The organism is Corynebacterium mendelii (assembly GCF_017307055.1).
GTDB lineage: Bacteria > Actinomycetota > Actinomycetes > Mycobacteriales > Mycobacteriaceae > Corynebacterium > Corynebacterium mendelii.
This window is the reverse complement of record NZ_JAFLEQ010000011.1, coordinates 113,598-126,322: the sequence shown is the minus strand read 5'-3', so window position 1 is coordinate 126,322 and position 12,725 is coordinate 113,598. Positions and strand designations below refer to the sequence as shown.

Below are 12,725 nucleotides of genomic sequence, written 5' to 3'. Positions count from 1 at the left end.
CGGTCGCGCTGACTTGAATAAACATACACACCAACCAACACACACACAAATCCCCAGCACACAGCGTATTTTTCGGAAACGTATTCGGCGGTGTTTTTGTTGTTTGCGGTTGTTTGCCCGCTCCCGGGCCGCGTGGCCGTTGATCACCCGGGCATGATGCGTCGGGCATCGATGGCGGCAACGGTGATGACAATGGCCGAGGCAATCACGGCGACCAGTGGGGGCAGCCAGATGCTTGTCGGGGAGGAATCCACAGCGAAGGTGTAGGCGCAGGCGGCCGCAAACACCCATCCAGCGGTGCGCCACGATCTTTTTCCGGCCCGGGCGCGCCCGTAGGTGGCGGCAACCGCGCTGGCTGCGGCAACCAGTCCGTAGAAAGCCAGGAGCATGAAGATTGTCCACAAAGGCATGGTGAAAACCTCCGGGGTGCGGTGGTTGGCCCAAAGTACTGCGGGCGCAACGGCCACGGGTGTGATCACGACCAGCTGAAGATAGCGGCGGACGGTGGCGGAAAAGTGCTTTTTGCGGGTGCCGCCGAAAGCAAGCCATTCGCGGTAGGTGCTGGTGACCATGTCGGAGGAGAGCACAATGCACATAATCGCCGGCACGATGACGCTGCGCTGCACTCCCATTAAAACCACAATGACCGCCATGACCCCGAAGAATATGCCGAATGTCAGCGGTGACGGGGAGGGTGTGGACAACTGGACAAAACTTTCGGCCTTGACCGGTTGTGCCTGTTTGGGGCCGGGGTTGATTTTTCCTGGTGCGATGTTTTCACCGTGGATGGTCTTCCACACGGTCCACAGGGTCAGGGCCGAGGCGGTGAAAGCCAACAAGGGCAACGGTTGGCCGGTGATATATGCCAGGGCGGCGAAGGTGATAGTCCATACTGCCGTCTGGGCGAGGGTGATGCGTCTGGCGGTTTCCGCCCACGCTGTCGGGGAGATGCTCAGTGACATGGCTACCGGCTGCCGGTTGTCAAGATAGGTTTCCCAGGTTGCGGCAACCGTCACAGATAAGACAGCTGCTGCGGCCACCATTACCACCCACCGCCACGGTGAGGTCCCCACCCACAGGTAGGTGGTGGCGAAAAACACCGCGGCTGTGGCGAAATTGGTGACTACCCGAATGGCCTCCGGCGCCGATGGTCTGGCCATGATGTGCCGCAGCGCCCGGCGCACCCCGGGCTGAACCTTCGCCGGTCGCTGCCGGTGGCCTTCAAGTTTCGCGGTCATGGCTTTGTTGCTCCTTCCACCGGTTTTTCGGGCTGTTCCCGGCGCTGTCCTTATATATGTGTTGTGTTGTGTCGTGTGCGACCCGGCGCGGCGGGACAAGACGGAATCGGCCGTCTTTAGTTTTTGTCTGTGCCGGAAGGTCTCTGGGTTGGTCCCCCGGCGGGATGCGTCGACACCTTAGTGTCAAAGGTGGTGGGTGGTTGTCGTCGCATCCGCCGGGGAAGTTGTGGATGGTCGGGGTGTTTGCTGTGTGGCGGTACCCGGTGGTGACCGGTCGGCTATGAGCCGGCTGCCCGGGTGTTTCGTTGCGGGTTGTAGTCGCCGCGGGTGTTGTCGAAGTTCATTGCCAGCCGCCGGGAGACAACCAGTGACAGCACCATGCCCGCCAGGGGAATGCCCAGACTTAAAGGATGGGTGATGTTGATGGCGATAACTGCGGCCAGCCCTGTTGCCGCGGCGGTTGCATAGGCCGCCAGCAGCTGGCCGTACTGCACATAGGTCAAAACGACTGTGATGCCGAATAACGTGAAGGCAACTTTCAGGGAATTTGCGGCCACAAACGCCAGTCCGGCATCGCGGGATTCAGGGGTGAACACCCAGGACAACACACCGACAAAGACAGCTGTCACCGCAATGGAGGGCAGCAGTTTTTTCACGGTCCTTTGCCAGTGGCCCGCCCTGGTGCCGCCCAGGTTCAACCAGGCGGCAACATTGTTCGACCGGATGCCGAAGCTGCCGCCGAAGACGGCACTGCTGGCGGTGGCAAATACCAGCGCCGCATTACCTTCCGGTTTCACGGTCATTCCCATCACCGGCACAATCACCACCATGACCAGCAGGAGGATGCAGACACTCGACCACTGCACATAGGCGTTTGCCAGGGCGGCGAAGTTTTTCGGATTCCGCACAGACTCATGCAGACTCCAGTCAGTCCACTTCGATCTGGTGAATCCTTTTTTTGCAGGTGCCGTGGGTGTGTCTATCTCGCCGACAGGCCAGATACGTCCCGGCCACACGAGAACCTGCAGCAGGTAGAAGCCGATCAGGACAACCAGCAGGATGACGGCGAGCAGGGATTGAACCACCAGGGCGCTGACCACCATTGGCAGTGCCGGGGCAGCAAGCAGCACGGCGGTCACTATGGGCAGGTGTTTCAGCCACGTGCCGCGCGGCACCCCCAGCCCCCGGTAGCCGGCGGTCATGGTTTTCAGCATTTGCGGAATAAAACCCACTACCGCCAGGCTTGCCGTCAGGGCCACGTGTATGCCGCTCAGTGCCAGGAAGCCGAGCATGCTGATGGCGATGATGAGTGCCAGCATCCACCGGTTGCCGTCCAGGGCGGCGACAAGCGCACTGCGCCAGGTCAACTGCCCTGTCGGGGCTGGTGCTGTGTGGCGGGGTGTAGCCGGGGTGCGGGTACGGGTGGCGTTCATGGTGTCTCAACTCTCCTTTGCCTGCGGGACACTGCCGGGAGTTTTTTTTAAATAAGCCGCGGACAAGCCGACGGGGTATGTCATTTTTTGGGTCTTGTCGCACGTGCGTGTCGCCGTGGCGTCAAACTCGGGGGTCAGCCGCGGTTTTTACTGATTAACGCGGCAATGGTGGTGTCCAATTCGGTGGGCCCGGCTGTCAGCTTCAACTGGGCGGCTTTGTCGGCCAGGCGGGAGAAAACGATGTCGTCCTGCCCGCGCAGGTCGATGATCACCCGGCTCATGCCGGTTGTTGTGGTGGTGGCCAGCACCAGGTCGGGGCAGTCGGCGGTGAGCTTTTCGCAGGCATTCGACGGCCCGGCCACCGTGACCACATCGTCGGCCAGCTGCTCGGCGGTGGCGCAGAACAGCATCTTTTTCTCATCCAGCACCGTGACTGTGTCTGTAATGGATGCGGCATCGGCGGGTTCGTGGGTGGCGATAATGAAGGTGCGGGGATGGTGGGCGATTTCTTCGGCCAGCTCCCGGTACAAAATCCCGCGGCGTTCAATATCCAGTCCCAGATAGGGTTCATCCAGGCAGGTGATCGGGCACCGGGCGGCAAGAGCCACAACCACCTGCAGGGCGGTTTTCTGCCCGCGGGACAATTCCCCGTAGTTTTTGTCCGTGTCCAGCCCGAAGATGTCCACCAGCTCATCGGCGCGGGAGGTATCGAAGGTGGACCACCGGTCGGCGGCGATGCGCAGCACCGTGCGTGCTTTCCACGCCGTCGGGAAACCGATATCGGCACCCATGAGCACGCACTGGTCCATAATCTGCTGGTTGTCGAAGGGTTTGTCCCCGGACACGGTGAAGGTGCCGTCGACGGGTATCTGCCCGGCGATTGCCCGCAAAAGCGTGGTTTTGCCCGAGCCGTTGGGTCCTACCACCAGATGGCAGCCGGGTGTTGTCAACGCCAGGGTGATATCGGTGGCGACAGTGGTTTTTCCGTAGGCCAGCCGGGCGTGATCGGCGTGGATGACCCTGTCGCCCGGGGTGGGGGAAGAGTACGTCATGGTGGGCTACCTCTTTTCTGGTACCGGTATGTCTTTGTTGTTTGTTGTCGTCCCGCAGGCGGGGTGACCGCTACCTGCCGGGCAGGGCATCCGGGCCGGACGGCGTATCCGCCCGGTCCACCTGGTCGAGCAGTGCCTGGTCGATGAGGTCGTGCAGGTGGGTGCCGCTGATATTCAAGGCCCGGGCCTCCCGGACCAGTGGCGCCACATAGTCGGCGGCGAAATCCCGGGTGCGGTCGGCGAGGATCAGTTGTTTGGCGTCGTCGGTGACGAACATCCCCAGCCCGCGGCGCTTGTGGAGAATATTGCGCTCGACGAGGATGCTCAGGCCCTTTCGGGCGGTGGCCGGATTGACGTTGTGGAACCGGGCCAATTCGTTTTGTGAGGGGGCACGGTCCCCGGGGTTGAGGGAACCGGCCACGATCGCATCGACGATCAGGCGGGCTATCTGTTCAAACAGCGGGCCCTGCGCATCGTCCATGTCTCCTCCTGACCGGTTGATGGGTTAGTTACTTGTGTAACCAACCATAGGACCCGTGGGGTTCCCCGCGCAATACCGCTCCCTGTTGTCCGCCACCCCGCCCCGGCGGCAACGCCGACACCACAAGTGGAAAAACGCACCCCACCACCACCCCGGCGACTGCCCGCCCCACAGCAACCAGCCACCCCCGGCCCACCCCCGGCAGACGGGAACCCGATGCCGCACCGTCTGTTTTTCCCGTCCCCGCCCCGGTGGAGTCACACCATCAATCACCCGCTCCATCACCCGCCACAGCCGCCACGGCAGGCCCGGCGCGGCGGGGCGGGTAGCCGCAGCCACCACGGCACGGGGCGCATCAGGAGGGGCGTGGAAAAACGAAATCCGGTTTAGCTGCAGCGATTGTCGCCCAGATCGACGGAAGGCGGGTGCATGGTGCATGCTGGTAGGCACAACACATTACTTAAATCGTAGGAATGGAAATAGTGGAGACATGCTTGAACGCACACAAGTGTTCGTGGATACGTCCTATTTGCTCGCGAGCTTTTACAACTCGTGGGAAACAGGTGCCCGGGCACAGTTAGAAATCGATCTTCCGGAGGTAGTCAATGTTTTAGGGGGCATGGTCCAGTCCCAGTTGGGCCAGCCCATTCAACGCCAGATGTGGTACGACGGAATCCCCGATTCCGGACCGCACCGTTACCAGCGTGCCCTGCGCACCTGTGACGGTGTTCAGTTGCGTGCCGGGCAGCTGATCGAATGGGGCGAACGCCGCACCCAGAAAGCGGTCGACACGCGTCTGGTCGCCGATATGGTCATCGCCGGTTTGCGCGGCCAGTGCAGCGATATTGTGCTGGTCTCCGGGGATGCCGACATGCTTCCCGGTGTCAAAGAGGCCACCGCCGCCGGGGTACGGGTCCATTTGTACGGCTTCGGCTGGGATTCGATGAGTTCGGCGCTGCGGCACGCCTGCGATTCCACCACGATTCTGGATCCGCGGGAGGATTTCGCCGACTGCATGCAGCTGCAGGTCCTGGAGGGTCCGCTGCCGCCGGTGGTCAGGGGTAAACCGGTCGGTGATGTTGAACCACCGGAAGACAAAGGACCCACCAAAGTTCCCACTGTCGGCCCGCATGGTCCGCACCAGACGGCACCGGCGGCACCGCCCGTCCCCGACAGCCAGTCAACCGACACCCCACCAGACACCGAATCCCGGACAGATGACACCGAATCCCGGACAGATGACTCCGGGGTCCGGACCGACGACGGCTGCGGGGAAACCACCCCGGACACCGACAGCCGGCCGGCGGCTGATGAGCAGGCGGCGGGCGAGGGTGACCGGAACCAACCGGCTGCGGACCCGGGGCAGCCGGAAGCGGATGCCGGCAGCACCGGCGATGCTGCGGACCGGCCGGACCAGCAGGCGGCAGCTGACTGTGCCGCGGTTGAACCAGCCCCGGACAGCGGCCAGTGCGCCTTCACCGGTGATGCTGCCACCCGGGCCGATGGCGGTCATTCGGTTGACCGGCACAGTGTGCCCACTCCCCCGCTGGCCGCACGGGATGCCACCGGTGATGAGCCGGCACCCGACAGTGCCTCGGCAGCCACCCCGGCCACCAATGCCGGGGTACGGCAACACCCCGGCGAGGATCTTCCCTCCGAAGAAGACGCCCGGCAGCGGGCCATTGTCAACGCCCACCGGGACAGCAAGACCCCGGCAGACACAGCCGGTGATATCTCCGGTGAGATGACTGACACCGGGGAAGAGGTCCGGCAGCCGGATACCGACAGCGACAGCGGCAGCGCGGCCGACGACACCGACCGGGCGGCGGAACAGAACACGGCGGCCGACGACGGGGCCGCGGGCGCTTCTGCCGGACAACGCTCACCCAGCCCCGGGGATGTGCCGAAAAAAACCATTCCCCTGCCGTCGATGATGGCCCCGAAACGGCGGCTGAATTCCCGCTATGTCCCGGTCTCGAATGAGGTGTGGGGATCAGGTGGCTTCCAGACCCCCTACGATGTGGGCCAGCAGTACGCCATCTGGTGGTACGACAATGCCGCCACTGAAGAGCAGCTGGATCGGGCGCATGAACTGTCCGGCGGATCACTGCCCAACGAGGTGGACCGGCCGCTGCTGCAGTTCGCCTGTGAACGCCTTCACGAATACACCCTCACCGACGCCCAGCGGGTGGAACTGCGCGACGGCTTCCACCAGGGCATCAGAGGGGTTCTTCTCAACCGGAGGGACTACTGATCCCTCCCCCGCCGCCCTGTGGGTGCCGGGGCAGCATCCGGCTGATCCCGGCAGGGGTGGGGTGGGTGAATTAAACCCGGGAACGATACAACACATCCGGCCCCCGCCGAAAAATAAACGGTGGGGGCCGGATGTGTGTTTTTCCCCTACAGGTTCAGCAAAGGTGGGGTGCCCACTTTAGAAACGCTTGGTTTTTTTCGGCTCGGCCTGCCGGTCGATGTCGCGGCGCACCTGATCCATGTCCAGTTTCTTGGTCTCGTCAACCAGGTGGGAGAGATTGCGTTTGTCCATCGCCCCCGAGGAGCGGTAGACCATCACCCCGTCGCGGAAAATCATCACCGTGGGGATGGAAGAGATATCCAGTGCGGCGGCGATCTCCTGGTTGTGTTCGGTATCCAGCTTGCCGAAGGTCACATCGTCATAGGCTTCAGAGACTTCCTCGAAAATCGGCCCGAAACGACGGCACGGCCCGCACCAGGCAGCCCAGCAGTCGACCAGGGTAATTCCCTCCGCGGTAACGGTGTCCTGGAAGTTGGATGCATTCAATTCAATGGTTGCCATTGGTAGGTCTCCTTGGAAAAAATAGTTGTTGGCTGTGTACCGGCTGCCCCGGCGGCGTCTGCTGCTGCCCCGGCGGTGCCGATATGCATGTTGGGGATCGCGCAGTGTCCGCACAGTCCCCGGCAGGGGCACCGAGGATACGGGTCACCACCGGATCAGCACCACCGGTTCCGGCGGCCTGTTGCCCGGCATTGCCGGTGTGCACCCCCTTGCAACGCCGCGGGCGCAGCAGACATTCCCTTGGCCGCGGCGGGGAATGAATCCGCCACCGGGTGGCGTTGCAGTGGATGGTGTCCCGGCAAGCGGGCGCCGCACCAGCACCCGGGCGGATGCCCGGCAGTGTTTTTTACCGTCAGGCAAAAAGATCAGAGAAAAGAAAGGCCCGGTTGGAAAAGATCATGGGTACAACTGTCTACAGCGTGGATGGCATGACCTGCGGACACTGTGTGAGCGCGGTGACGCAAGAGGTGGGCAAAGTCCCCGGCGTCACCGGCGTCGAGGTTGATCTGACAGCCGGCACCGCAACGGTCACCGGTGAGGGTTTCACCGATGACGCCGTGATCGCCGCTGTCGACGAGGCCGGTTTCACCGCCACCGTGAGTTAGGTTTTCCCACCGGCTCACTTTTCTTCCCGCGGCACCGCTTCCCCGCCCGGGGCATACGGCTGACGCGGGGAAAGCGGTGCCGCCGGATGGGAGCCCGCCGTACCAGATTGCCCGAAAAAAGAGTGGACCTTCAAAGAAAATGACAACCCCCGCCGCGGCAACCACCGACCACGTGGAGCTGGGTATCACCGGAATGTCGTGCACCGCTTGTTCGGGGCGCATCGAGAAAAAACTCAACCGTCTCGACGGGGTGGACGCCACCGTCAACTTCGCCACCGAACAAGCCCGCATCACCTTCGATCCGCAGCGCTACACCAGCAGTGATTTCACCGATCTGGTGGAAAAAATGGGCTACGGCGGTTTCGTGCTCGGCGCCCCCGGGGACACCCCGTCCGACAGCCCGGCCAGTTGTGACAATGACCCCATCGGCACCGCCCGCCGGAAACACCAGCGGGAACTGGGCCACCGGCTGTGGGTGAGCATGGCACTGGGGCTGCCGGTGATGGCGCTGTCGATGATTCCGCCACTGCAGTTCGACCACTGGCAGTGGCTGTGTCTGGCGCTGGCCGGACCGGTGTGGCTGTGGGGCGGCTGGCCTTTCCACCGCACCGCGGTAACAAACCTGCCCAGCCTGACGTTCACCATGGACACCCTGGTCAGTGTGGGAACCACGGCCGCTTTCGGCTGGTCTGTCATTGCCCTGTTTTTCGGCGGGGCCGGCGAGAAAACCATGCGGATGGGATTCCATTTCACCGGGCACGCCGGGCACGCCGCACTGTCGGAGATTTACCTCGACACCGCCGCCATGGTGGTGGTGTTTTTGCTGTGCGGAAAATACCTGGAGGCGAAAGCCAGGGCATCCTCCGCCGAAGCGATCAGTGAACTGGCCCGTCTGGGGGCCACCCAGGCCTCACTGATCACCGACGGCAAAGAACAGCTCGTCGATGTCGATACCCTGGTTGTCGGCGATACGGTGCTGGTGCGCCCGGGCGGAAAAATACCGCTCGACGGCACCGTGGTGCACGGCTCGTCGGCGGTCGACGAATCAATGCTCACCGGTGAATCAGTTCCGGTGGAAGTCACCGTCGGTGACGCCGTCACCGGGGCGACGGTCAATACCTCCGGGCGACTGATCGTCGAAGTCACCCGCACCGGCGCGGACACCACCCTGGCGGCCATCACCGAGATGGTCGCCAACGCCCAGGCGGCCAAAGCCCCGGTGCAGAAACTGGTCGACAAAATATCGGCCGTCTTCGTGCCGGTGGTGCTGGCAGTCAGTGTCCTCACCCTCATCGGCCAGCTGGCCGCCGGAGCTGCGGTGGCCAGTGCTTTTTCCGCCGCGGTCGCAGTGGTTGTGGTGGCCTGCCCGTGTGCCCTGGGTCTTGCCACCCCCACCGCGCTGCTGGTCGGCACCGGCCGCGGCGCGCAGCTGGGGCTGTTGATCACCGGCCCGGAGGCAGTGGAGGCCTCCCGGGGAATCGACACCATGGTGCTGGACAAAACAGGCACCCTGACAACCGGTTGCATGCGGGTCACCGACATCACCACCGCCCCCGGCTGGGATGCGGCCACCACCGCGGCACTGGCCGCGGCGGTCGAGCACGGTTCGGAACACCCCATCGCCCGGGCGGTCACCACGTTCGCCCACTCCCACCCGCCCGCCGCTGCCGCCGATACCGGGTTCCCGGCCGACGGGCTGACCGCGGCACTGGCCGGCACAGCCGAAGCCGACTGGCACAGCCTGGTCGATGATTTCAGCTCCACGGCCGGTGTGGGGGTCAGCGGATCCATCGGCGGGCACAGGATCGCCGTCGGCCGGGCCGGTGGGGATATAACCGGAGTGTTGGCGGAAGCACACGAACAGGCCCTGGCCCACGGGGCGACCACTGTGGCGGTTTCCGTCGACGGACAACCGGTGGCGGTGATCGCGGTCAGTGACACCGTCAAACCCACCTCCCGGCAGGCAATCGAGGCACTGCGTGCCCTGGGTATCCGGCCGGTGATGGTCACCGGTGACAATGCCGCCGCGGCCGCGGCGGTAGCCGCCGACACCGGTATCGACCCCGATTGTGTGGTGGCCGGCGCCAGCCCGCGGGGCAAACTCGACGAAGTGGCACGCCTGCAGAAAAATGGCTCGGTTGTTGCCGTGGCGGGCGACGGGGTCAATGATGCGGCCGCCCTGGCGCAGGCCGATCTGGGTCTTGCCATGGGGGCGGGAACCGATGTGGCCATCGCCGCCAGTGACATCACCATCATGAAAAACAGTGTGCTCGGCGCCGCCGATGCGGTGCGGCTGGCGCGGGCCACCTTCCGGACAATCAGGGGCAACCTGGTGTGGGCTTTCGCCTACAATGTGGTGCTCATTCCGGTGGCGGCCATGGGGCTTCTCAACCCGATGCTCGCCGGGGCGGCCATGGCCTTCTCCTCGGTGTTTGTGGTCACCAACTCGCTGCGGCTGAAAAAATTCTCCCCGCTCAGTCCCGCGTAAAAAGCCTCCCGCCCACCACAGCACACACGCTAAACACACACGCACAACAGACACACAACGCGCCCCCTGCCGGACAATCTGTGTGCAGGGGGCGCGTGCAGTGGCGCAGCGGGGCGGGTTTGGGTTATTCCGGTTCCCGGGCCATGTCCACGAAACGGCTGTAGTGCATCTGGTGGGCCAGGTTGACGGTGCCGATCGGTCCACCACGGTGTTTGGCGACAATCACATCGGCTTCCCCGGCCCGGTCATCGTTGGGGTTTTGCGAGTCCGGCCGGTAGAGCAGAAACACCATGTCGGCGTCCTGCTCCAGGGAGCCGGACTCACGCAGGTCAGCCAGCTGCGGTTTTTTATCGGTGCGGGATTCCGGGCCACGGTTGAGCTGGGAGATCGCAACCACCGGCACATCAAGTTCCTTGGCCAGAAGCTTCATCTGCCGGGAGAACTCACTGACCTCCTGCTGGCGGGATTCGACCCGTTTACCCGACGACATCAACTGCAGGTAGTCCAGCACAATCAGCCCCAGGTCGACGCTTTGCGCCAGGCGGCGGGCTTTGGCGCGCACATCCATCATCGTCATGGAGGCGTTGTCGGAGATATACAGCGGCGCGTCTTCCAGGTGGTTGAGTGATTCGGCCAGCTTGTCCCAGTGCTCGTCGGTGAGCCGCCCGGACCGCATATCGGCCAGCTTGACGCTGGCTTCCGCCGCCAGGATCCGCTGCACCACCTCTGATTTGCTCATTTCCAGCGAAAACAGGATCGAGGCTTTGTTCTGCCGGATCGAACACGAGCGCATGAAGTCCATGGCGATGGTGGATTTACCGACACCGGGGCGGGCGGCGACAATGATCATCTGGCCGCCGTGCAAACCGTTGACCAGTTTGTCCAGATCCTTGAAACCGGTCGATACCCCGTTGGCCATCCCGTCGGAGCGGGTCAACGCATCAAGCTCTTCCCAGACCGGGTTGATCAAATCCCCCAGCACCTGGTAGTCGTCTTCCTTGTTGCCTCGCCCGATGGCGAACACCGCCTGCTGGGCGCTGTCGAGAACCCCGTCGATTTCGGCGCCTTCCAGCCCCTCATAGCCCAGCTGAACCACTTTGGTGCCCGCATTGACCAGTCCCCGCAAAATAGCTTTCTCGGCGACGATTTCGGCGTAGTAGACGGCGTTGGCTGACGTGGGCACCGATTCGACCAGGGTGTGCAGGTAGGCCGGGCCGCCGACCTGCTCCAGTTCCCCGTTACGGCGCAGCCGGTTGGACACCAGCACCGCATCAACCTGCTTGTTGTTGGCGAATAAGTCGACAATCGCCCGGTAGATCAGCTGGTGGCTGACCCGGTAGAAGGAATCCTCCGACAGGGTGCCGACAATATCGACGATCGCCCCCGGGGACAGCATCATCGACCCCAGCACACCCATTTCGGCTTCCACATCGTGCGGTGGGGTGCGGTCGGCACGGTAGCGCCCGGCCGGGGCGGATACCGGATCGAAGGGCGGCTCTTCCGGGGGAAGATCAGCGGCGAAAGCGTGTTGCTCGGTCATGGTCACTTTTCACTTCGGGCGGCAGGGACACGTCGTCGACGGCACGGCACACCGGGTGTTGGGGCTAAACCCCCGGCTGCACCGCAACAGGCTGCGACACCAGGCTCACCGGCACCTGGATCCTGTTTTTTGCGGGTTGCACGGGAGTTTGGGGGCCACCGACCGACAACTAGTGAACTCTAGGTGTCAACCGGGGGTTGCACAACCGCCGGCCACGGCCGGCGGGCCACCCGACCCGGTGGCGGCAGAGGCAAAACCCGAGGACACCGCGGTGTTGTTCCCGGTTTTTCCCACTCGCCCACCCGGCCGCTGCGGGTGGCTGCACCGGGTGCCACCCGGGGGTGGAAGCAGCCAACCGCCCCGACCGGGGAGGTGATCCCCCGGCCCCGGACCGGGCACCGGTCGGCCGCGGCCCGGGGCCGGGGAACCCGCCACGAAAAAAGGCCCCGGGCATCCGTTGAAAGGGCCGGGCACCACCGCTGCCACCCACCCGGCGAACCTGTCGCGGCGGTAAACCCGCCGCGCTGGGTGACCGGTATCTCCCACAGTTTCCCCGGCCCGAACACAGGGTTATCCACAACTGCTGTGGATAACCCTGTGGGCACATTGGGGATAACGTGCCTTTCCACAGGCCACAGCCACCACAGCCGGGCAATTCCTCCCCCAAGCCCACTGGCGCATTTACTGTTACTGCAGGTAGATGACGAAAAAGTGATCTTCCTTACAGGCGGGGCGGGTGCCGGGATGGCCGGGTACATCATCCGGGACAGGTGGCGCACCTGATGCGGCAGCAGAGGTCATGGACCGGGCACACCGCGGTGCCGGTGCGGTTATCCACAGACTGCGGGAGGTTATCCACAGGGGCATTGACCGGGGTCGATGGGCATTTATCGGGGTAAACACCGGCTGAGAAATAGGTAAACGGCACCCGGTGCGCCGCGGCGGTGTGCCTGGCGTAACGGATGCCGTTGTCCTTGTGTCCGACGGTGCGGATCGACGGTCATGTCACGGCCGTCGAGGCCGCTTCCGGCGGGATGCTGTTGTCGTATGAGTATGGCGTGATGGTTGCTGTG

9 protein-coding genes are annotated in these 12,725 nt (G+C 63.8%); 3 read left to right on the top strand and 6 right to left on the bottom strand.

Annotation, left to right across the window (positions count from 1 at the left end; translation table 11 throughout):
- Positions 1-143: 143 nt before the first annotated feature.
- The 4 genes from JZY06_RS07090 to JZY06_RS07075 all read right to left on the bottom strand — a co-directional run bounded on the left by JZY06_RS07090 (position 144) and on the right by JZY06_RS07075 (position 4,204).
- Positions 144-1,238 (bottom strand): hypothetical protein, encoded by a 1,095-nt coding sequence (locus JZY06_RS07090; protein ID WP_207278857.1) that lies wholly within the window; start codon positions 1,236-1,238, stop codon positions 144-146.
- Between the two features lie 278 nt (positions 1,239-1,516).
- Positions 1,517-2,671 carry a hypothetical protein gene (locus JZY06_RS07085; protein ID WP_207278856.1) on the bottom strand — a complete coding sequence of 385 codons (1,155 nt, stop codon included), beginning with the start codon at positions 2,669-2,671 and terminating at the stop codon, positions 1,517-1,519.
- A gap of 134 nt (positions 2,672-2,805) precedes the next feature.
- Positions 2,806-3,723 (bottom strand): AAA family ATPase, encoded by a 918-nt coding sequence (locus tag JZY06_RS07080; RefSeq protein ID WP_207278855.1) that lies wholly within the window; start codon positions 3,721-3,723, stop codon positions 2,806-2,808.
- Between the two features lie 70 nt (positions 3,724-3,793).
- On the bottom strand, positions 3,794-4,204 hold the full coding sequence (locus JZY06_RS07075; protein WP_207278854.1) for a GntR family transcriptional regulator: 411 nt from the start codon (positions 4,202-4,204) through the stop codon (positions 3,794-3,796).
- A 490-nt stretch (positions 4,205-4,694) separates the two neighbouring features.
- Here JZY06_RS07075 and JZY06_RS07070 point away from each other — a divergent pair, with 490 nt between their 5' ends.
- The gene (locus JZY06_RS07070; protein ID WP_207278853.1) at positions 4,695-6,458 is read left to right on the top strand and encodes an NYN domain-containing protein; all 1,764 of its coding nucleotides are present in this window, start codon (positions 4,695-4,697) and stop codon (positions 6,456-6,458) included.
- A 177-nt stretch (positions 6,459-6,635) separates the two neighbouring features.
- Here the strand turns inward: JZY06_RS07070 and trxA are convergent, their stop codons facing one another.
- Positions 6,636-7,019: a thioredoxin gene (gene trxA, locus JZY06_RS07065; RefSeq protein ID WP_207278852.1), complete on the bottom strand. Its 384-nt coding sequence runs from the start codon at positions 7,017-7,019 to the stop codon at positions 6,636-6,638.
- A gap of 398 nt (positions 7,020-7,417) precedes the next feature.
- On the opposite strand from trxA, the gene JZY06_RS07060 reads away from it, so the two are divergent.
- Together JZY06_RS07060 and JZY06_RS07055 are read left to right on the top strand one after the other, a co-directional pair.
- Positions 7,418-7,624 (top strand): heavy-metal-associated domain-containing protein, encoded by a 207-nt coding sequence (locus JZY06_RS07060; RefSeq protein WP_207278851.1) that lies wholly within the window; start codon positions 7,418-7,420, stop codon positions 7,622-7,624.
- A 139-nt stretch (positions 7,625-7,763) separates the two neighbouring features.
- A complete protein-coding gene (locus JZY06_RS07055) occupies positions 7,764-10,112 on the top strand; it encodes a heavy metal translocating P-type ATPase (protein WP_207278850.1) in 2,349 nt (782 codons plus the stop codon).
- Between the two features lie 124 nt (positions 10,113-10,236).
- Here the strand turns inward: JZY06_RS07055 and dnaB are convergent, their stop codons facing one another.
- Positions 10,237-11,652 (bottom strand): replicative DNA helicase, encoded by a 1,416-nt coding sequence (gene dnaB / locus JZY06_RS07050; RefSeq protein ID WP_207278849.1) that lies wholly within the window; start codon positions 11,650-11,652, stop codon positions 10,237-10,239.
- Positions 11,653-12,725 lie beyond the last annotated feature (1,073 nt).